The 21,490-nt window shown below is 67.0% G+C and carries 17 protein-coding genes and 1 tRNA gene; 14 read left to right on the forward strand and 4 right to left on the reverse strand.

All coding sequences use genetic code 11. The features are described from left to right. Positions 1-26: 26 nt before the first annotated feature. Positions 27-1,709: an energy-dependent translational throttle protein EttA gene (gene ettA, locus RF645_RS01320; RefSeq protein WP_058871035.1), complete on the reverse strand. Its 1,683-nt coding sequence runs from the start codon at positions 1,707-1,709 to the stop codon at positions 27-29. Positions 1,710-1,895: 186 nt separating this feature from the next. Then, the gene (locus RF645_RS01325; protein WP_058871036.1) at positions 1,896-2,495 is read right to left on the reverse strand and encodes a single-stranded DNA-binding protein; all 600 of its coding nucleotides are present in this window, start codon (positions 2,493-2,495) and stop codon (positions 1,896-1,898) included. Positions 2,496-2,722: 227 nt separating this feature from the next. On the opposite strand from RF645_RS01325, the gene RF645_RS01330 reads away from it, so the two are divergent. Continuing rightward, a tRNA-Arg gene (locus tag RF645_RS01330) sits at positions 2,723-2,795 on the forward strand. A gap of 131 nt (positions 2,796-2,926) precedes the next feature. Here the strand turns inward: RF645_RS01330 and RF645_RS01335 are convergent. Beyond that, entirely contained in the window at positions 2,927-3,778 is an 852-nt protein-coding gene (locus RF645_RS01335) for a hypothetical protein (protein ID WP_368818433.1), read from the reverse strand. Positions 3,779-3,895: 117 nt separating this feature from the next. Here RF645_RS01335 and RF645_RS01340 point away from each other — a divergent pair, with 117 nt between their 5' ends. Continuing rightward, on the forward strand, positions 3,896-5,074 hold the full coding sequence (locus RF645_RS01340) for a tyrosine-type recombinase/integrase (protein WP_278857205.1): 1,179 nt from the start codon (positions 3,896-3,898) through the stop codon (positions 5,072-5,074). A gap of 3 nt (positions 5,075-5,077) precedes the next feature. Here RF645_RS01340 and RF645_RS01345 read toward each other — a convergent pair whose 3' ends face one another. Beyond that, positions 5,078-5,476, reverse strand: coding sequence for a helix-turn-helix domain-containing protein (locus RF645_RS01345; RefSeq protein WP_350870922.1), 399 nt, complete (start codon positions 5,474-5,476; stop codon positions 5,078-5,080). Positions 5,477-5,950: 474 nt separating this feature from the next. Between RF645_RS01345 and RF645_RS01350 the strand changes: the two genes are divergently transcribed. From RF645_RS01350 to RF645_RS01405, 12 genes are all read left to right on the forward strand, one after another. Then, a complete protein-coding gene (locus RF645_RS01350) occupies positions 5,951-6,370 on the forward strand; it encodes a hypothetical protein (RefSeq protein WP_058871047.1) in 420 nt (139 codons plus the stop codon). A 198-nt stretch (positions 6,371-6,568) separates the two neighbouring features. Continuing rightward, positions 6,569-7,915: a hypothetical protein gene (locus RF645_RS01355; protein WP_368818434.1), complete on the forward strand. Its 1,347-nt coding sequence runs from the start codon at positions 6,569-6,571 to the stop codon at positions 7,913-7,915. 575 nt (positions 7,916-8,490) lie between these two features. Continuing rightward, a complete protein-coding gene (locus tag RF645_RS01360; RefSeq protein ID WP_368818435.1) occupies positions 8,491-10,530 on the forward strand; it encodes a phage tail tip lysozyme in 2,040 nt (679 codons plus the stop codon). A gap of 165 nt (positions 10,531-10,695) precedes the next feature. Continuing rightward, positions 10,696-11,700 (forward strand): hypothetical protein, encoded by a 1,005-nt coding sequence (locus tag RF645_RS01365; protein WP_368818436.1) that lies wholly within the window; start codon positions 10,696-10,698, stop codon positions 11,698-11,700. Beyond that, the gene (locus RF645_RS01370; protein WP_368818437.1) at positions 11,697-12,410 is read left to right on the forward strand and encodes a hypothetical protein; all 714 of its coding nucleotides are present in this window, start codon (positions 11,697-11,699) and stop codon (positions 12,408-12,410) included. Before RF645_RS01365 ends, RF645_RS01370 begins: the two co-directional genes overlap by 4 nt. Before the next feature lie 222 nt (positions 12,411-12,632). Beyond that, on the forward strand, positions 12,633-13,346 hold the full coding sequence (locus tag RF645_RS01375) for a hypothetical protein (RefSeq protein WP_368818439.1): 714 nt from the start codon (positions 12,633-12,635) through the stop codon (positions 13,344-13,346). Further along, positions 13,346-14,299, forward strand: coding sequence for a hypothetical protein (locus RF645_RS01380; RefSeq protein ID WP_368818440.1), 954 nt, complete (start codon positions 13,346-13,348; stop codon positions 14,297-14,299). Before RF645_RS01375 ends, RF645_RS01380 begins: the two co-directional genes overlap by 1 nt. A 99-nt stretch (positions 14,300-14,398) precedes the next feature. Further along, a complete protein-coding gene (locus RF645_RS01385) occupies positions 14,399-14,971 on the forward strand; it encodes a hypothetical protein (protein WP_278857218.1) in 573 nt (190 codons plus the stop codon). After that, entirely contained in the window at positions 14,971-16,131 is a 1,161-nt protein-coding gene (locus RF645_RS01390) for a hypothetical protein (RefSeq protein WP_278857219.1), read from the forward strand. The genes RF645_RS01385 and RF645_RS01390 overlap by 1 nt, the downstream gene beginning before the upstream one ends. A gap of 98 nt (positions 16,132-16,229) precedes the next feature. Then, positions 16,230-18,617 (forward strand): relaxase MobL, encoded by a 2,388-nt coding sequence (gene mobL / locus RF645_RS01395; RefSeq protein WP_368818441.1) that lies wholly within the window; start codon positions 16,230-16,232, stop codon positions 18,615-18,617. A 228-nt stretch (positions 18,618-18,845) separates the two neighbouring features. Then, complete coding sequence (locus RF645_RS01400; RefSeq protein WP_278857222.1) at positions 18,846-19,430, forward strand: hypothetical protein; 585 nt, start codon at positions 18,846-18,848, stop codon at positions 19,428-19,430. A gap of 192 nt (positions 19,431-19,622) precedes the next feature. Beyond that, a complete protein-coding gene (locus RF645_RS01405) occupies positions 19,623-21,389 on the forward strand; it encodes an AAA family ATPase (protein WP_368818443.1) in 1,767 nt (588 codons plus the stop codon). Positions 21,390-21,490: the final 101 nt, after the last annotated feature.

Genomic DNA, 21,490 nt, shown 5'->3' on the forward strand with positions numbered 1-21,490 from the left:
CGGTGCGAGGGCCGCGGCAGAGCAGCTCAGTCGCGCGTGAGGCGGCGGTGGGTCATGCGGCCCGGACGGGCCGCCTCCTCGCCGAGGCGCTCGACCTTGTTCTCCTCGTAGGACTCGAAGTTGCCCTCGAACCAGTACCAGTTGTCCGGCTTCTCCTCGGTGCCCTCCCACGCCAGGATGTGGGTGGCCACCCGGTCCAGGAACCAGCGGTCGTGGGAGATGACCACGGCGCAGCCCGGGAAGTCGAGCAGCGCGTTCTCCAGAGAGCCCAGGGTCTCGACGTCGAGGTCGTTGGTGGGCTCATCCAGCAGCAGGAGGTTGCCTCCCTGCTTGAGGGTCAGCGCCAGGTTCAGGCGGTTGCGCTCACCGCCGGAGAGGACGCCGGCCTTCTTCTGCTGGTCCGGGCCCTTGAAGCCGAACGCGGAGACGTAGGCGCGCGAGGGCATCTCGACCTGGCCGACGTGGATGTAGTCCAGGCCGTCGGAGACGACCTCCCACAGCGACTTCTCGGAGTCGATGTTCTCGCGATTCTGATCCACGTAGGAGATCTTCACGGAGTCGCCGATGCGCAGCTCGCCGCCGTCGATCGGCTCCTTGCCCACGATGGTCTTGAACAGCGTGGACTTGCCGACGCCGTTGGGGCCGATCACGCCGACGATGCCGTTGCGGGGCAGGGTGAAGGACAGATCCGAGATCAGCGAGCGGTCGCCGAAGCCCTTCTGCAGGTCCTTGGCCTCGATGACCAGGTTGCCCAGACGCGGTCCGGGCGGGATCTGGATCTCCTCGAAGTCCAGCTTCCGGGTCTTCTCGGCCTCGGCGGCCATCTCCTCGTAGCGCGCCAGACGCGACTTGGACTTGGTCTGGCGGCCCTTGGCGTTGGAGCGCACCCACTCGAGCTCGTCCTTGAGGCGCTTTGCCTGCTTGGCGTCCTTCTTGCCCTGGACCTCCATGCGCTTGGCCTTGGTGTCCAGGTAGGTGGAGTAGTTGCCCTCGTAGGGGTACAGGCGGCCGCGGTCGACCTCGCAGATCCATTCCGCCACGTGATCCAGGAAGTAGCGGTCGTGGGTCACGGCCAGCACGGCGCCGTGGTAGGCGGCCAGATGCTGCTCGAGCCACAGCACGGACTCGGCGTCCAGGTGGTTGGTGGGCTCGTCCAGCAGCAGCAGGTCGGGCTTCTCCAGCAGCAGCTTGCACAGCGCCACGCGGCGGCGCTCACCTCCGGAGAGGTTCTTCACGTGGGCGTCGCCGGGAGGGCACTGCAGGGCGTCCATGGCCTGGGCCAGCTGGGAGTCGAGATCCCAGGCGTTCGCGGCGTCGATGTCCGTCTGGAGGGATCCCATCTCCTCCATGAGGGCGTCGAAGTCCGCGTCCGGCTGGGCCATCTCCTCGGAGATGGCGTTGAAGCGGTCGAGCTTGGCCTTGATCTCGCCGACGCCCTCCTCCACGTTGCCGAGGACGGTCTTGTCCTCGTTCAGCGGGGGCTCTTGCTGGAGGATGCCCACGGAGTAGCCGGGTGAGAGACGGGCCTCGCCGTTGGAGGGCTCGTCGAGCCCCGCCATGATCTTGAGGATGGTGGACTTGCCCGCGCCGTTGGGACCCACGACGCCGATCTTGGCGCCTGGGTAGAACGACATCGTGACGTCATCGAGGATGACCTTGTCGCCCACCTTCTTGCGGGCCTTGTTCATGGTGTAGATGAATTCAGCCATGGCCCTCAGGTTACCCGTCGGGGACGACAGCCGGAGCCACACCGCCTGAGCATCTGCCCAGGGTCCAGTCCCCTCGGCCGGGCTCCGCACCCCGGCGGCGCCTCCCCCTGCCCCTGAGAGCACCCAAGCGGGAGGCGCCGCGAGCGCCCTGCAGACCCGGCACGGACCTGCTGTCCGCACACCGACTCAGGAGATGGAGCCCTGCCCGGCACCGGCCAGCAGCTCCTGCGGATCGCCCTCCCACGAATGCGCGTCCTCGGAGCTGCCCCCGGCATCGGAGCCGGACCCGTCGCGGCCGTCGTGCTCGTCGTTCCCGTCGTCGAGGATCTCGCCGGTCATGGGGTCGACCGAGCGGGACCCGTCGCCCCAGTCGTCGCTGTGCTGCGAGGCGTCCGAGCCCTCGCCGCGCGAGCTGTCGGAACCGGCACCGGAGCGCTTGTAGGTGGCAGTGCCCAGCGCCAGGTCCGGGCCCAGGGCCGTCGCGTCGATCTCGACGGTCAGCCGCTCCTGACCCTCCTTGGTGGTCCAGGGCCGAAGGCGCAGCCGGCCCATCACGAGCACGGCGTCGCCGACCTTCAGCGACGACGCCGCATTCGCCGCCAGCCGCCGGAAGCAGGTCACGGTGTACCAGTTGGTGGGGCCCACATCGACCCAGGAGTTCGACTCGGTGTCGAAGCGCCGCGGGGTCGAGGCCAGGCGGAACGACGCCACCGGAGTGCCGTCGGGAAGATTGCGGAGATCGGGCTTGGTGGCGGCGAAGCCGCGGACCGTGAGGGTGTCGAACATGGCAACTCCTGATGGTGAGGGCCGAGACGAGCCGCTCGGCCGATGGTCGCCGGAGCCTGCTCGTGCGGGCAGCGCCCCGGAGTCCGCTCAGACTGGACCGCCATGCCCCGCCCCCGGCGGCGGCGCCGACGCATCTGGGGGCATCTGCAGGCACAAGCCCGGATCTTGTTGCTGTGGAGGCAGGGTGCACGGTCGGCGCGAGCTGTTCGATAAGCTGTTCCGCGCCCGCCTCGGTAGCTCAGGGGATAGAGCAGGAGCCTTCTAATCTCTTGGTCGGGGGTTCGAATCCCTCCCGGGGCACGGAAACCGGTTCTGACTAGGCAATATGCAGAGACTGGGACCGGTTGCAAACGGTAACTGACCTGCAAACTGACCCGTAGCGCGAGATTTCCTGACACAGGCCTCGCACTGCGGGTCAGGCCGGTTGCAGCTCAGCTCAGCGAGGAGAAGATCCGGGCCATCCGGGCGTTGAGCGCATCGGCCTCAGCGAGAATCTCGCACTCCCTGGCGGCCGAGACGGTCGGACTCGCGGCTCGCCCCAGTCGGCGGCCGTCGGGGATCTGCTGAGCCGGGGCCCGCGCGCCGAGGTCTGCGATCCGGGCGATCACCACCGACAGCGACGAGGGATGCAGCGAGGCGTGGAGTTCGAGGTAGCCGTGGCGATCCATCGCCGGCACCAGGGAAGCCTCCCGCGACCACAGCATCCAGTCCGGCTCGGGGTCCTCGAGCTCGTGCCGATGCTGCGGCTCATCGAGACGGTCCGGGAAGCTCTCGTGCTCGCGCACGGCCGTCCGGGACCAGTGGCGGTTCATCCCCAGCACCTGCAGCCACGACCAGAGGATGCACTGCGGGCACGAGGCTGGATCGTCGTGGCAGCCCAGCTGCTCGCGGATCTCCGCCAGCCGCGGCGGCATCAGTCCTGAGACTTCGCTGCGAGACAGGGCTGCTCCCCCGAGCTGCACCGGCGCGATCAGCACAGCGATCGCCAGCAGCCGTCGCAGGCGCACGCGGTGCTGCCAGTCGGGCCCCGCCAGCTGCACCGAGGCTGTGCCGTTGCGCAGGGTCCGTGCCAGCGCCTGCTGGTCATCGTGCAGGATCACCGGCCAAGCCGGCGCTGTGCGTTCGACAGCCTGTCCTGAGGTTCTTGCACACAGTGCAACGAGCACATCCCGGGACGGCTGAGCCATGCGGGCGAAGCGCTCGATCGTCGCAGCGTCATCGGTCTCGATCGAGGTGCCGGTGGCCGCACACCAGTCGATCCACAGCTCCGGCAGATGCTCCATGGGTCTCAGCGTGTCACGCGAGACCAGTCAGTCTGCATGGCCTGATAAGCGTCGTTATCAGAGACCTGCCAGCGACAGCCGTAGCGCGGAGCGGACTCGGATCCAGAGACTGGAGGCATGAGCATGCGAGCAGTGGCGGCCGCGGTCGCACCGGAGTCGATCGACGAGAAGGACGAGGCTGGTCTGCCCGGGGCCTTGGCGCAGCTGCAGGAGGTGGCTGAGGATCTCAGCGAGCACACGCTCTCCGCGGCCACACTGCGGGCCTACGACCGGGCCTGGCGCAGCTTCGAGGGCTTCACGGACCAGCACGGCCTGGATGCTCTGCCGGCGCATCCGCAGACGGTGGGCTGGTACGTGGCCTGGCTGGCCCAGCAGACTCATGATGACGGCACCCCGGCTCGAGGGGTCTCCTCTGTGCGCCAGGACCTGGCCGGGATCGCCCACGTGCACCTGCGGGCCGGACTGCTGGATCCCACGGCGCATCAATCCGTGCGCGATCTGGTGCGCGGGCTGTCCCGACTGCGTGCCGCCAGGCCTGCACAGCGTCGAGCTCTGCTGCGAGACGACGTGCTGCGGGTGATCGCAGCGATGGAGCACGACGTGTACCCGATCGGCGTTTCGGCGCATCGGGACACGCTGGCGCTGTGGCTGGGCTTCGCCGGGGCCCTGCGCCGCTCGGAGGCTGCAGGCCTGCATCTGTCGCAGCTGCACCTGGATGACCACGACGGCGTGCACGTGCGCGTCGGCAAGTCGAAGGCCGATCAGGAGAACCAGCATCCGGACATCGTGGTGCTGCCCTACGGCACGAAGGCTGTCAGCTGCCCGGTCTGCGCGCTGCACCGCTGGGTGCAGCTGCTGAGCCTCTCGCAGCAGCCGGACGCTTCAGCGCGCCGGCAGTCGATGATGAAGGCGTTGTACAGCTACCAGGACCGCGAGCACGTCTGCGGTGCCGAAGGCGGGCCCGGGCTGATCACCAGTGCGGATCTCACTGAGCCGAGGCCGCTGCTGCCGGCGACCTACCGCAATCGTCACGACGCCCGGGTTCACGATCGGGCCGTCTCAGGGGATGCGCTGCACACGATGCTGCGCACGAGACTGGCCGCTGCCGGGATCGACCCGCGGCCCTACGGCTTCCACTCGCTGCGTGCCGGACACGTTACGCAGGCTCGACGCGGCGGTGCCGATACGGCCGAGATCATGCGAGCCGGTCGCTGGCAGCGCGCGGCGACCGTGGAGCTCTACGACCGGGAGCACTCCCCCGCCGAGCGCAACTCGGTGCACAGCCTCGGGCTGTGAGGCTCAGCTGGCGCGTCGCGGGTCGCTGAGGCTGGCGCGCTGGCGCTGCAGCTCCACGATGCTGCGGGTGATCTGATCCTTCTCGGCCCGGGCCGCCTCGAAGCGCTGCTCGGCGACGGCGAGCTCGTCGAGATGGCGCTGGATCTGGGCATCCATCGTCGCCACGGGATCTTCATGGAGCAGGCTCAGCAGCGGCACATCCAGGGCTCGAGCCGCGTAGACGGCCTCCTCCAGGCGCACCGCGCGCGTCTGCTGCTCGATGCGGGTGATGGCCGTGGACTCCAGGTTGGTGCCCTGCAGAGCCGCGATGCGTCGTGCCAGCTCGGCCTGGGAGATGCCGGCGGCCTCTCGTGCTGCACGCAGACGAGCCGCGAAGAGATCAGAGGGCGTGGGTTCGGGCACGGCAGACATTGCGGACGCGGACTCCTGGAGCGAGGGAAGCAGGCAGCGGATTGCCGCTCAGCCTACCGTCGCGCGCTCGTCGGCACTCGGGCCGCTTCTGCGCGATGACCTGCGACGTCTCTGCCTGATGACGTGAGAGACGAGGGCCCTCAGGCACCCGGATCAGGCCTGCGTCGAGGATCACTGGACACTTTCTCGACAACTTCTCGCAGAGGACTGTGAGATGACTCGAGTCATGAGTTAGATTGTTTTTGTAGAAGACGCACGTAAACCAGTCGGGTCGGTGGTGACGAAGGTTATCGCCGCCGGGTCCCCAAGGAGCCCGTGCAGCTTCGCACAAGGCACAAGAGGTCGATGCTCAAGGCTGCACCGTCTTTGCCGACGATCCTCTCGTCACCACGTCGAGAGGACTGGACCAAGTCAGGATGAAGCCGCCTTGACCGTGAGGCGTCGGACCCGAAAGGACACATGACAATGCTCGAGAACTTCACGTCGCTGGCCCCGGCGGCGACCGCCGTGGGCGATTCCGTGCAGACCACCGCTCTCACGCTGGCCCCGGCTGCGTTCGATGTGGGCAACCTCCTGCAGAGCGCCACCTCCACGCTGAAGGGCTGGGGCGGCCTGCTCATCATCCTGATGGGCGTGGTCGGACTCATCGTCTTCGCCGTGCTGGCGATCAAGAAGCTGATGGCCTCCGAGCAGCAGCAGACCCAGGAGGCCAAGTGGTCTCGCCTGGTCCTGCTGCTCATCGCCTCGGGCGCGTTCGTCGGCGGCGGCTGGTCGCTGGTGTCCGACCTGGGCTCCGGCGGTGAGACCACGATCCGAGACCTGGGCTCGGGCACCGCGGTGGTCCATCAGCTGGACGGGGCGGACTCGGCGCTCACCGGCTTCTGAGCCGGTCACCGAGCAGAGCACCTCGAAGGAACGAACCGGGTCGACGGGGGTCACTGACCTTCATCGGCCCGGTTCTTCGCTTCAGGCACAGCGCAGGACCCATGCGACGACTGCGCCTCGAGCATCGGCACATGACTCGAGTCGCAGAGCACTGACACGGCAGCTACGACACAGGACGAACAGGGAGCAGGCAGGCAGATGGACATCAAGAAGAGAGCCCAGGCGGTCAGCAAGACGCTGCGGCTGGACTCGCACCACGGGGCAGAGCGCTTCGGGGTCATGATCTCGGCGCTGGGAGTGACTGGACTGCTGCTGGTCGGGGCCTCCGGGAGCTCGGCCTACATGTCGAACCAAGCCGTGCTGGCCGATCAGACGGTCTACACCTCGACCTTCACGACCTCGAAGACGGACCTCTCCGGGGAGGTCACCGGCCTCTACGGCAACGAGGCCGGCGACAAGGTGCTGATCATGATGAAGTTCGACGAAGAAGCCCCGATCAGCTACAACGCCGACGATTACCAGGCCTTCCTGATGGGTGCGGGCATGGACCTGTCGTTCCAGGACCTGAAGACCCAGGGTCTGCAGGGCTCCTTCTACGTCATGGGCTCCACCGGCTACGTGGGCGTGCTGCTCACCGCCGACGAGCCGTTCGCTGAGCAGGTCATGAACCTGACCATGCGCTCGAACACCGAGCTGACCCGCCCGGACGAGGAGGCGTCCTCCCAGGAGCTCAGTGATAACGAGATCGCGATGCGCGGCGGCGACACCTCCTTCGACCAGTACGACCAGTGGCGCGTGTACGTGAACCCGGGCGCTGACGGCGTGCAGAAGATCCCGGCCCTCGACGCTTCGCAGTTCGACCCGGCGCAGGCCTACTACGACATCGTGGTCAAGGACCAGGAGAAGGACGTGCGCTCCCGTCTGGACAGCCAGCTGGAGCTGATGCGAGCCGATCTGCAGCGCGCGCACTCCTACGAGGACGATCTGGCCACGACCAAGGTCGACGGGCTGTTCCTGCGTCCGCCGACGGTCCCCTCGTTCATCGACGGCGACGAGGTGAACGGCGAGTCGGCGCAGGAGTCCGATGACGACACCTCGACGCTGCAGCTGCGCACCGATGAGGTCGACCCCGGCGGCTACGACTTCGACTGGCGCTCCGGCAACGTCTACGACGGCTACCTCGACGACATCGTGCCCAAGGGCAAGTCGGTCTCCGAGTTCCTGAACGAGCGCAACGAGGCTGCGGCCTCCTCCGGCGATGCCTCCGACAGCTCGGACGACACAGGTGCCTCCTCCGTGGCGGACATGACCTGGCGTCTGTCGGACGGCTCCTCGCTGACCGATGACTACGACAGCTCGGCGCGATCGATGCAGCCGCTGTTCAGCGCCATGAACAACCTCTCCGGGGCCTACGAGGCCTATGCGACCGACAAGGCGACCTACCAGACGGACCTGCTCTCGGAGCTGCTGTCCCTGGATGTCGACGTGCGCAGCGTGGAGTCCAACACCTCGGTCAACAACGACGAGGGCTTCCTGACCTACTGATCCTCCCGCTGATGCAGCGGGATCTGTCCCGAAAGGACGTCATGGCTCACGAAGAGTCGAAGCCGGTGGAGGCTTCGCAGAAGCAGGTCGGCGGACCCCCGGATGCTGCGGCGTCCCAGGGCTCGAACGCATCTGCGACCGGAGCAGGCACTGCTCAGGATCGCGCTTCGGCTGGTGCTCGTGAGCAGGCTCAGGGGTCCTCGAACGCGGCCCGGCAGGGCGCTGGCTCCGGGGCCAGCTCGAACGCCGGTGGAACCGGTCCTGTCGCGGCACCGAGCCAGGGAGGCTCCGGGGCCGGGCAGACGGCTGCCGTCGGTGGCACTGATGCCGGCGGCTCGAGCCCTCGATCTGCCGCGCAGCCCGGGCCCGACAGCGGCGGCGGTGCCGCTGGATCCTCGCAGAGCGCTGCACCGGTGCTGCCGCACAATGCCGGGCCCTCCGGGGCTGGCGGCTCTTCGCCGGCTCCGACCGGTGAGTCCGGTGGCGCGGCCCCGGCCTCCTCAAAGGCTCCGGCTGCTCCGAACAGCCCGGCGTCGTCTGGCGGCTCCCCCGGCGGAGGTCTCAAGCAGCTGCCGGTGGGCTCCGGGGGTCAGAGCGCTGCCGCTGCTGGTGCTGCTGGTGCTGCCGGTGGCGCTGCTGCCGGCGGTGCCAAGGCGGCTGGCCCCAGCCTCGGGACCAAGCAGCTGGGCGTGGGCACGGCCAAGGATCTGGCCAACGGCGCATCGATCAAGGAGACCAGCGCCGCAGCCGTGAAGTCGGCTACCCGGAAGGCCGGCGAGAAGCTGGACAAGGTGCCCGGATCCAAGACGGCTTCGGACGTGCTGACTCCCTCGCCGGATGCGGCCAAGCTGGGCGTGGGTGGCACCAGCTACGCCAAGGGCAAGGAGCCGGGCAAGGACGGCGAGTCCCCGAACGGCTCGAGCGCGGTGGAGAAGAACGTCAAGCGCGCCGGTGCCGCCGGTGCTGCTGTGGCGGTGCCGGGCATCTTCATCGGGCTGAACATCGCAGCCCTGATCGCGTTCCTGAAGTCGATGTTCTTCGCTGCCGCGGCGTTCGCGCTGAACCTGGGTCAGATGCTGCTGGCCTTCGTGAGCAGCTACGTCACGGCCGGGCTGTCGAAGCTGACCGGCACACTGATGGCCCTGGGCAAGTCGGTGCTCAACATCGGCGCTGCACTGACCGGCGGGCTCTTCGGCGGTGCCGCGACGGTCGGCACTGCCGGTGTCGCCACCGCCGGCGTCACGACGATGGCCACGGCCTTCACGCTGGTCGGGGCCCTGGTCGGCGGCGTCATCAACACGGCGAGCAACGTGCGCGACGATCGTGTGGATGCTTCGGCTTCGCAGTGCATGCTGGGCGGATCGAACTCGGCGGTGACGGCCTCCACGACGAAGGTCTCGGCCGACACCGAGAAGAACGCCAAGATCGTGTTCTCGGTGCTCTCCGAGATGGGGATGCCCGAGGAGAACATCGCCGGCATCCTCGGTAACTGGTCGCAGGAGTCCGGGATCGACGCCACGTCGGTGGAGGGCATCTTCTCCGAGCCGTTCGAGATCGGCCCGCAGAAGAAGAAGGCACAGGACGGCGGTTTCACGCACATCCCGGGTCAGGCCCACGGCGGCATCGGACTGGGACAGTGGTCCAACGACCGCACGCCGATGCTCGTCGACTTCGCCAAGGAGAATGACGCCGACTGGTACGCGATCGAAACGCAGCTGGCCTTCATGGCCGCCGGGGACAACCCCTCGGACGTGGCCGTGTTCAAGGACATGATCAAGGACTCCAAGGGCAGCCCCGAGGACGCGGCGAAGTTCTTCCACGACAACTGGGAGCGCTCTGCTGATGACGCCGCGATGATGGCCGAGCGTCAGGCCGACGCCAAGATGTGGATGGGCAAGATGTCCGGTTGGGACGTCGACTCCGAGTCGGCCTCCGGTGCCCAGAAGTTGATCGACGGACTGATCTCTCTGGGCACCTCCGGCGTCGACCTCATCAACGCCGGATGCTCGGATGAGGCTGGCGGTGCAGCCGGTGTCGGCGCTTTGAAGGACGGCGGTGTCGAGGCCGAGGAGGCGCGCAAGATCACGGAGCTCTACAACAAGGAGGGCGATGACGTGCTTACCGCGGAGTTCGGCGGCGGCGGTCCCGGCAAGTGCAACGGGTCCTACCTCGAGAACTGCACGTCCTTCTCCTGGTACTTCATCACCAAGTACACGACCTACGACAAGTCCTACGCGGCCGGCAACGGCGTGGACGTGGCCTCTTCTGTGGGCTCGAGGATCGGCAAGACGCCGACGGCCACGCCGAAGCCCTACTCGGTCTTCTCCAACGGCGTGGGCTCCTCGGCCGGTCACACCGGCGTGGTGCTGGGTGTGAAGGGCGATCGCATCCTGATCGGCGAGGCGAGCTACTGCCAGTTCCCGGGTCGCGTGCGCTGGGTCGAGGCCAGCGAGTGGAAGGCCCAGAACTGGGAGTTCCTGGACATGTCGGACATGCTCCGCAAGGACGCCGGCCTGGACAACAGCGACTCGGGCGATGACGCTGCCAGCGACGACGCGACGTCGGTGGATGCGGCTGCGCTGCCGGATCTGGCGTCGCTGGGTCTGGCCGCCTGATCCTGAGGCCAGGCCTGCGAGCCCGGTCCGTACTGAGAACTCAGTGCGGACCGGGCTCTTCTCGTGAGGACGACCCGAGAAGACGAAAGGCGCATCGCGTAGTTGCCGAGAGGCGACTTGAGATAGACTCGACTCGTCTATCAGTCAAAGAGAGAGGTGGCTCTGGTGGCAGATCCGCAGCCGCAGTCCTCGTCTTCCGAGAAGCCCTCCGGGTCCTCGAAGGCAGATGAGCCCTCGCTGCGCCAGCAGTTCCGTGCGGCGTACAAGCCGGTCTCGCCTCAGGACCTCGAGGCGAGGTTCCAGGAGCGGGCTCGAGCCCGCAGTGATCAGCCCGAAGAGGTGAAGATCCGCCGGCAGCAGCGTCTGCTCACCGGCGGACTCGTGGTCGTGCTGGCCGCAGCAGCAGTCGGCGTCGGACTCGGCCTCGATCACCTGAACACGCAGATCAGCGATGAGCAGACCCAGACGCAGCAGCTGCGCACGCAGATCGATGACCTACCGACTGACCCTGAGGCGGACACCTCGCTGCAGGATCGGATCACCGAGGTGGCCACGCAGGCCGATGAGCGCGGCCGGGCTCTGGCCAGTGCGCAGAACCGCTTCAGCGTCCTGGAGCGCGCCGCGGATCAGGCCACCCCGACCAACGACGGCACGCCCACGGTGGCCGATGAGGCGGTGGCGGCGCATCGAGAGGATCTCGCCGGGCTGATCAGCGAGGACGACTACCTGGTCACTGATCAGGATCCGTACCAGTGGACGACCGGCACGCTCTTCAATCCGGTGGCTGAGCTGGATCCGCGCTGGCCCTGGTTCGTGCGCTACGACGGCGACGACGTGGCGGCTGCTGACAGCTGGGCCTGGCAGCTGGACTCGGTGACCCCGCAGCTGGACGTTCAGCCGGATCCCGGCACGCTGGGTAGCGCCGACGTCGTGTTCACGGCCCGGGATGCGGACACCCATGAGGTGCTTGCCTTCGCCGAGGCTGTCTACACGGCTGACGACAAGACGGTCGGAGACGAGACGAGCGCCGGCGTCTTCTCCGACATCCAGGTCACCACCACGGTGGCCGGCAGCGAGGTGGATGCACCGGCCGCCGATGCGTCCCAGGCGGACACGGACGCACTGCGCCCGGACGGCTCCGGCGACACGAACACGGAGGAGAGCCGATGAGCACGCAGGTCTCGCGCAACGATCCCGACGACGCTGTGTCCTCGAGCCCGAGACGACGGCCGGGGCTGGTGAATCTGATCCTGCTGGTCGTGGTCGTGCTGATGGCCATCGGGGCGAGCCTGCTGTTGGTTTCGCAGAACTCGGCGCTGCATGGGGCTCAGCAGGATCACCAGGCTGCTCAGGACGAGCTCGACAGCCGCAGTACCGCGGTCGAGACGGTTCAGGACGAGCAGATCCACACGGCTCTGGGAGCTGATCCGAAGCGGATGGATGACGACGCCGTGGTGATCGATCGGCTGGCCGAGCAGATCGGGACCTGGGACTCGGGAGCCTCCTACGCACAGGCTCGAGCGGATCTGATCGACGAACTCGGCATGAGCGAGGACGATCCGTTTTTCGTGCAGTTCATGCCGCCGGCGGCCTCGAACGTGGACGGCAACGGGGACCGGACGTACTACCTCGACGTGATGGGGATCGACAGCTCGGTCTCTGACACGACCATCGGTCTGGAGTCCGTGATGGCCGACAAGTACCGCTACACGGTCGTGGTCGACACGGACATCACCTCTGAGGCCGTGGACTCGTCCTCGTCTCCGGACGGCTCCGACAGCACGTCCGGGCTGGTGCTGCTGGAGTTGACGATCGACAGCAACGGCATCGTCACGGATCTCGATGGCGCTGCTTCCAGCGGTGTCACGCGGACTTCCTGAGGCGATCTCGACATTCCTGCTTCTCGAAAGAGTTCTCGACTGCCTTTCTGGGTCAACTGTTGATACAGTTAGCCTCGTATTCGAGAGGATTCCCGAGAAGAGAGAGGGTGTGGACTGCAGATGCCTGCGACACAGAGCACGAGTGCGCCGTCCGATGATCCTGTGCAGGCATCGACGGTGCAGCCTCGGCGCTTCGTGGCGTCCTCTGCACCACGGGAGCCGGTGGTCGAAGAGCCGAAGCCCTCGCCGCGCGAACGTGTGCGCGAGCTCGTGCTCACCACGCACCCCACGACACGGATCATCGTCGCCGGCGCGGCCGGACTCAGCGTGCTGAGCCTGATCGGCACCGCGATCTTCACCGAGCCGTCGGTGCCGTTCGACTCGACGGTGGCCGCCTACGACGCGGCCCAGGCCGGTGAGCGCGATGCGCAGTCGCGCACCGAAGTGCTGACCGGCGTCGATGATCCGGCCGGTGTGGTGGCCCAGGCCAGCGAGACCGCGCAGCAGATCGTGGATCTGCAGACCGGAGCAGCTCGAGACACCGCGGCGATCGATGAAGCCTCGTCGATGGACGCGGATCAGGTGCATGACCTCGCCCGGCAGATGGAGCCCTACTTCCAGGACACCGATGCGGAGGCGCTGGGCCCGTGGTATCTGGCGGCCGCTGATGTGGAGGCCGACGCCGGCGTGGGCTTCGGCTCGAAGGGCTTCGACTCCACGGTGACCTGGACGGTCGACAGTGCGGCCACGATCAACGAGGACGGGACGGTGCCGGTGCGCTTCTCTGCTTACGAGACCGACACGCTGGACGACGACGCTCCAGTGCTGCTGGCCTGGGCCACTGCTGAGTTCGATCCGCGGTCCGACAGCATGCACGGGCTCGTCACGGGCACCACGCAGGACGGCGACGCCGCACAGCTGAAGGTGGGTGCCTGATGGGACTGCTCAACGGACAGCCCAGCAAGCGCCGGCTTCGACGCACCAAGCGCGCCAAGGACGAGTCCTCCCACGATGAGGTCTTCGAGCTGTTCGGCGAAGCTGATCCGGAAGAGATTGCCGTCCAGGACAGCGACGCGGAGGCTCAGAACTCGGATCAGGACGCTGCTCCTGTGGAATCCCGACCTCGCTGGGTCGGCTTCAACCGACGTGAGCGCATCGCGATGATCGCCGCTGGAGTGGTCTGCGCCGGCTGTGTGGCCAGCGCGGTGCACGCCGTGAGCACCGACAGCACCGCGGTCGCCGATGAACAGGCCCAGCCGCAGCTGCAGGAGGCTCAGTCTGCTGAGGCGGATGCTCGCCAGGGCCTGGCGGATCAGTACCAGGACACGCTCTCGCAGCTGCCCGGCTACGAGTCCGAGCGCGCGGCCGCCGACGTGGCGACCGGTCAGGACCTGATCGACAGCGTGACGGCGTCTCTGGGTTCTACGAACGGCACCAAGAGCTCCGCGCAGCTGTTGGCGACGAGCTACTCCGGGCTGGGCAGCGACTCTCAGCTGCTCACCGATTTCCTGCCGGATCTGGTCTCGGCCACGGCCACGACGCCGCAGCTGGGCGCAGACCCGATGCGCTACCGCGTCGCCGATCTGCAGATCCTGCCGGCAGAAGACCTCGGGTCGACGGCGCAGGACGACTCCTCGGCGGAGCAGGCCGATGACACCACGGGCCCGCATGAGCTGCTGCTGAGCGCTCAGCTGGATCCGGTCCCCGACGGAAGTGCCGAGCAGGACTCGGAGGCCAGTCCGCAGATCGTGCTGATCCATTACACGACCGATCGCGACGGGCGCTTGACCGACGCCTCCGGGCAGCTGGCCTCTGAGACCACTGCACAGCGGCTGACGGCTGATGAGGACCAGGCAGCAGCCAGCGACGAGAACGACTCCCAGGACTGATCCTGAGCCGATGATCATCGGCTCGAGTATTTGGACGACCACGACAACGACGAAGAAGAGGACCCCAAGATGGCGACGATGATGACTGCGAAGAAGGATGTGGCTGAGAAGGAGCCGCTTCCCGAGATCGAGGATGTGCTGGCCGAGCGCGACGCCCGAGCCGCCTCCGGTGCCTCCACGAAGGCCGACGCCGACAAGGCCGCCGAGAAGGGCCCGTCTCGACTGAGCCGACTGCGCACGCGGCTGCGCACCTCGTCGATGAACCGGTCCAAGGAGTCGAACGCCCACCCGGGGCGGTTCATCCGATTCGTGCTGCGCTTCCTCGTGGTGATCCTCGACTACATAGCCGTCTCGGTGACGGCGCTGACGTTCATCCCGCTGCTGGGGGCCTGGCTGCATCAGCAGTCCGGCACCGCGGACATGTCGCTCAACGACGCCGGGCTGATCGCGCTGTGGCTGATGCCCTTCGTCTTCATCACCGTGATGATCGCGGTCGCGGAGATCGCCGGGATGCGCTGGCTGTGGCGAGCGGCCGGTCGAGTCGGACGTGCTACCGCGCTGCCGGCAGATGAGCCCAAGCGTGTCGAGATCCCTGCGACCAAGGCCGTCCAGAAGAAGACCCCCTCCACCACGACGAATCGCGGCGCAGGTCGCAAGAAGAGGAGCAAGTGATGCAGACCTCCGGACTGCTGATGAGCAACATCTGGTCGGATCGGGTGATGCGCCGCACGGACCTGAACCTGGCCCGAGTGCAGAACCAGGCCTGCGAGGCCACCGTGATGATCGACACCGTGACGCTGGGCCACCACGGCTCCGAGCTGAACTACCGGCCGTACCTGCAGGCCACCGGGGATCTGATCTCCGTGGTGCCGCAGGATCCGATGCCGTGGGATATCACCGAGATCAGCTACGACCGCGGACAGGAGCGGATCAGCGGGTTCTACGAGTTCACCGACGACCAGCTCGCCGGCCTGGTCCGGAAGGGCTACTTCGGGCAGGACTTCACGGTCCCGGAGGAGATCACGGGGATCGAGTGGCAGCTGCCCATCGAGGCCGACGCTGTGATCGTGGGCCCGTCCGGACGCGAAGACGGCACCAACGCGGCGATCGTGTTCTTGCAGATCCACGACGCGGCCGACCTGAAGCTGGACATGGAGAACACCCGCTACGACATGGCCGAGTATTTTGCGGACCGATCGCGGACCTCGACCCCGCAGCAGGCCCACGAGATGTGGTCGCAGCGCCCGGCCCGGACGTCGCAGGGCCAGTACGACTCGCTGTTCACCGACGAGGAGCTGGCTCTGGAGCAGTTCGAGGACCCGCGCGCACAGCACAAGGGCCCGGTCCAGGACGACGAGCCCGTCCAGCTCTCCCCGCTGGATGCCTCGGCCGAGGAGATCGCCGCTTCGATCGAGCAGGAGCAGCGCGACTACGAGGAGGACCTGGCCAACCGGGCCGGCAGCGACGAGAACCTCTACGCCTCGCGCATCGCCAGCTACCTCGAGGATGAGCAGGACGAGGAGGAGGACGAGCAGGCCCAGGAGGAGGTCGAGGCCGCCGCCGCGGCGGCGCTGCGCGACGATCTGGATCGGATCGGGATGACGGACGAGGAGAACGTCCGGCTCTTCGACGACGAGCTCGAGCCCGAGGACGTCGAGGCGGCCCGGACCCGTCGCACCGCGCGCCGGCAGCAGAACATCGCCCAGGCGCTGCGCCGCCCGGACGGCTCCGGGGTGCTCGATCAGGTTGCTCCCGAGCAGGCTCCCGGCTACGAGGCCCCGGATCTCGAGGACGAGAAGTCCCAGGACGACCAGCCCCAGCCCGGGGCCTGAGCCTCGCCCGCACAGCAGCACGACCGCGGCCCGGCATCCCAGAAGCAGGGGTGCCGGGTCGCGGTCGATCAGACCATCATCTCGAGAAGGAGCCCGTCGTGGGTCTCAAGCAGGACATCGTGATCGTCAACGAGTTTTCTCAGCCGCTGCCCGGCGGCGGCAGTTCGCGAGGTGCGACCCCCGGTGCCTACGTGACCCGCTACATGGCCCGGGAACTGGCGACCGAGACGGTGGCACCGATCCGACGCAGCCAGGTCGACGACTTCGTGCTGCGGTACATGGCTCGATCGGAGGCCGTGGAGACCGCCGGCGTGGAGGACACGCCGCAGACGCTGAAGACCACGATGGCCCAGGCGCAAGGACAGGGCGGGGTGGCCTTCGGCTACGGGCAGGTCTCGCTGTCGCACGATCAGCTGCAGGCGGCCTCGGCGGATCTGCAGCAGAAGGTCATGGCCGGGAAGACCTGGATGAAGACGGTCATCTCCTTCGATGAGGACTACCTGCGCCGGCATCACCTGGTGCCCGAGGACTTCGAGCTGTCCGGGCGCGGCGGCTACCGCGGCAACCTGGACCAGATGAAGCTGCGCCTGGCCGTGATGAACGGACTCGACCGGATGAGCTCGGGCTCCGGGGGCTTCGACGATCTGCGCTACGTCGGAGTGATCCAGGTCGACACGGAGCACGTGCACTGCCACCTGGCGATGGTCGATGCCGGAGTCGGTCAGCTGCGTGCCGATGGGACGCAGCGCGGCAAGCTGCTGGACAAGCACAAGTCCCGACTGCGTCGCGGTGTGGACGCCTGGCTGGACGAGAAGCAGGTCGTCGCGCACCTGTCCTCGGCCGTGGGCTACGAGCGCCGCAACGTCACCTCGCACATCAAGCGCTGGGCGATGCAGCGCATCCAGCGTGAGGCCCTGCCGCAGCTGCTGGTCGCGTGCCTGCCCGCTGATCGCAAGCTGTGGCGGGCCGGCACCAACGACGTGCGGATGCAGCGAGCGAACCGGCTGGTCACCGAGCTGGTCGAGGAGCAGCTGGAAGCACCGGGGTCTCCCCTGCCGGCGGCCATGGATCGGGTGCGCGAGTACGCCGATCATCGACGCGAGCTCGAGGGCCTGGATCCGGCCGCACACCAGAAGCTGGTGGACACGGGTCGAGCCCAGATCACCGAGCGGGCCGTGAACGGCGTCTACTCCGTGCTGCAGGCTCTGCCTCAGGAGCAGCTGAAGATCCGCACACCGGCGCTGCAGGTCATGACCATGGACTACGAGCAGCTGGCGGCGCGGAACCGGCCCGGAGAAGGTGTCGAGCACGATGAGGACGAGTTCACCGAGTTCGGCTACCGGATGCGCAGCTACAGCTCGAGACTGCGCGATCATCGCAAGGCGGCCAAGGACTACGGCGACCTGGCTCAGCAGTGGCGCAGTGCCGATGAGGCCGGTGTGGCTGATGCGGCCTCGCGACCGCTTTACGACTTCTATAGCTACGAGCGCGACTGGCACCAGCAGCTGATGGCCAAGTACCAGCACTACCTGCCGATCTTCGACGAGCAGCAGCTGTGGCTGCAGCGCCAGCAGGAGATCCTCGAGTACGGCCAGCGGCTGCAGGCGCTGATGGCGATGCGCAACGATGCCTCCCTGCAGCGCATGCGCGACGCCCGGGCCGCCGAGGCGCTGGGCCGCGGCGTTTACGACCAGCCCGGTGGGGCTTTGCTGACTCAGGGTAAGGCCGGGCGGAAGATCCTCGAGTCGCGGATCCAGGCGATGTCGCATCGCTACTCGGATCAGGTCGCTGCGTTCCAGGACGATCTGGCGTCCTCGGGTCAGCGACTGGTGCTGCGCGCCGACGCTTCGACAAGCCTGAGCAGCTCGGGCCCGACTCAGGCTCCAGCTCTGGCCACTGGTGAGCAGAGCAGCCTCGTGCTGCCGCAGACGGATCAGGCACCGCGCCTGGAGACGGCCGAGCCGGCCGTGCTGCGGCATCCGCGCAACGTCGATCGCCTGCAGATCGACCCGCGACCGGTGGAGGACTTCGAGGACGTGAAGGCCCTGGATCTGCATCACCTCGGCTTCGACTACACCGACGATGTGCCCGTCGGAGATCGGGCCTTCGACCGGTTCCGACGCGCGGCGATCCAGCGCCAGCGCCGGCTCGAGGCGGCGGTGGACTACCTGCGAGCGACCGATCAGCGAGAAGCCGTCCAGGACCTGCCCCAGGCCGACGTGCACGCGATGCAGAAGCTGGCGCGATCGATGAGCTCGGCGCGCCGGGATCCGCAGACAGGGCTGCACCTGCTGCCCTCGCGCATCGCCGAGCTGCGCCGGCTGCAGGCTCAGCAACCGGAGATGGTCCGCAGTGCCACCACGGAGCTGGACTCCGGGCTGTCCGTGTCGCTGCAGCGCTCGATCGAGGAAGCCGTCCAGCAGCCCCGTCAGCCGGAGCCGGCAGAGCTTGAGTCGGCCTCGAGGCAGTCCCAGCCGCAGTTGTGAGACGACAGGACTGTCGGGCCTGAGTCAGGTCGCAGAAAGATCTTGCTGAGAACTTGTCGAGTGGTTGTTGCACTCGTCTTGTCCGTAAGGCTAGTGTCAAAGCAGATTCAACCAGGGAGACTGAGTGAGCACGCCGAGAGGCACCGAGGTCCAGCGGTTGAGTCGGATGATCTGATCCAGCAGTCGACATGAGGTCGGCTGCCACTACAAGCACAAGGAGAAGAGATCATGGCCAACCTCAAGGGTCCCGGCGCGATGACCGACGTCAACCTGATCGCTCGTGTCTACGACTCGGCGGTGTACACCAACGAGAAGACCGGCAAGACGACCCGATTCGTCGACGTCATGGTGGATGCGCGCGATCAGCGCGGGCAGGGCGACAAGAACCTGCACATCTCCACTCGCAAGGAGACCGGCAAGGACGGCAAGGAGCGGTACAACAACACCGCGGCCTACTCGGCTGATCAGGAGGGTCAGTTCGCGAAGATGGTCGAGGCGGCCGGTCCGAACGGCGTCCCCGTCATGAACAAGCAGGGCGAGAAGGTCGGCAGCGCGTTCGCCTTCAAGGGCAGCCTGATGCCGGCTTCCCGCGGTGGGCTGATCGTCAACACGAACAAGGAGCTCAAGCAGTCGGACTTCAAGATGGAGAACGACACGCTGGACAAGCAGTTCGCGGCGATGAAGGCAGCCAAGGCAGCTCCGGACAAGGCGGCTCCGGCCGCTGAGGCGCAGGCCGAGACCCAGGCTCAGGCCCCGGCGGCTGAGGCTGCCGAGCCCGCCCAGGTCGAGAACGACGAGCCGGCCATCGGCTGATTCGTCGGCACTGTGGCTGTGCGCGAAGGCCGCATCGAGGAGAAATCCTCGATGCGGCCTTCGTCATGTCCTGGTCACGGGAAAAGGCTCTGCACCTGCTAAGTCGAGAGGCCTCTCGCGTGGTACTCTTCGACTGATATTCCAGAAGAAGCAGGTTCATTGCGGTGGTCGGCCGCAGAAAGGTCGTCGCCCGTGTTCTCGGATGCCGAACTGGACACCAAGTACGAGAAGCTCTCGAAGCTGGCGGATCCGCTGGCCAAGCCGGAGCGCGAGATCGTGGGACGTGAGCACGAGAAGCGCCAGCTGATGGCCGCGATGGCGCGTCCGGAGCTGTGCAACGCATTGCTGCTGGCCGAGGCCGGCACGGGCAAGACGGCCCTGGTCCAGGCCACGGATCTCTCGGACGTGAATCGGCTCTACCTCGAGCTGGATCTGCCGAAGATGATCTTCGAGGCCGGCACCCCCGAGCGGATGGCCTCCGAGCTCAAGGAGTTCTTCGGCGAGGCCGAGCGCTTCGTGCGCGACGAGCAGCAGGAGCTCGTGATCTTCATGGACGAGATCCACCAGATCATCCAGCTCTCGGCGGCCGCTGTGGAGGCGATCAAGCCGATTCTGGCCTCCTCCGGTGTGCTCGGCATCCGCCTGATCGCGGCGACGACCTACGAGGAGTTCCACAAGTACATCGCGCCGAACCAGCCGCTGGTCGAGCGCCTGCAGCGCATCAACCTGAATCCCCCGGACCGCGAGACGACGGTCAAGATCCTGCGTGGGATGGCCCAGCGCTACCGGGTCGCCGATCAGTTCTACGACGATCACCTCTTCGAGCTGATCTACGAGTACACCCAGCGCTACATGCCGGCCTCGGCCCAGCCGCGCAAGTCGATCCTGATCCTGGACGCGATGGTCGGCTGGCATCGGCTCACCCATCGGGCGATGGGTCGGGAGCTGCTGGCCGACGTGCTCGAGGAGTCGCTGGGCGTCAACGTGGCCTTCGCGGTCGACGGCGGAAGCATCAAGGACCAGCTGGACGCGCAGGTGCTCTCGCAGAAGGCCGCGACGCTGGCGATCTCCAAGCGCCTGCAGCTGTCGGTGGCCGATCTCAACGACAAGTCCCGGCCCGAGGCCTCCTTCCTGCTCACCGGCAGCACCGGTACGGGCAAGACGGAGATGACCAAGCAGCTGGCGAAGATGCTGTTCGGCGACGATCAGCGTCACTTGATCCGCTTCGACATGACCGACTTCTCCGAAGATTCGACGATGGCCAGCTTCCGCGAGACGCTCACGCGCCGGGTCTGGTCGCTGTCGCACTCGGTGCTGCTGTTCGACGAGATCGAGAAGGCCTCCGGCAAGGTCATCCGCCTGCTGCTGCAGATCCTCGACGACGGCCAGTTGATGGACGCCAACCAGCGCGAGGTCTCCTTCCGCAACTGCTACATCGTGCTCACGACCAACGCGGCATCGGAGATCTACCAGGACGTCGCGCGCTATGCCGCCGATGACGAGGGCTCGGGCAAGCAGCTGAAGCAGTACGACAAGCTGATCCGCCGCTCGCTGTCCTCGACGCAGGCTGAGAACAAGTTTCCGCCCGAGCTGCTGGGGCGTGTGGATCAGATCGTGCCCTTCCAGCCGCTGTCGGAGAAGACGCAGAAGGCGATCGTCAAGAAGAAGATGCTGGACCTGGCCCAGGAGGTCTTCCGCAAGCACGGGGTGCGCGTGAACTACACCAGCCGCGTCCTGAACTACCTCACCGATGACCGCGGCGACACCGAGTCGGATGCCGGCGGTGCCCGTGCGGCCGTGGCGCGACTGACCAACGAGGTGACGACCGAGATCGCGACCTTCGTGAACCTGCACCCGGAGGAGCGCCGGATCATCGTCAAGGCCGAGGGAAAGATGGCCTCGGAGAACAAGTCCGAGGTCCGCACCGATGTGGCGATCGTGGTCGAGGCCGACCGCTGATCGACGGATCGGCTTTCTCTCCGCAAGACGACACGAGAGGCAGATGAATGCCTCTCGTCTTGCTGTCTGAGAGATCATGCCGATAGAATGCTCGTAAACGA

The organism is Kocuria sp. CPCC 205260 (assembly GCF_040981045.1).
In the GTDB taxonomy this organism is placed as follows: Bacteria; Actinomycetota; Actinomycetes; order Actinomycetales; family Micrococcaceae; genus Kocuria; species Kocuria palustris.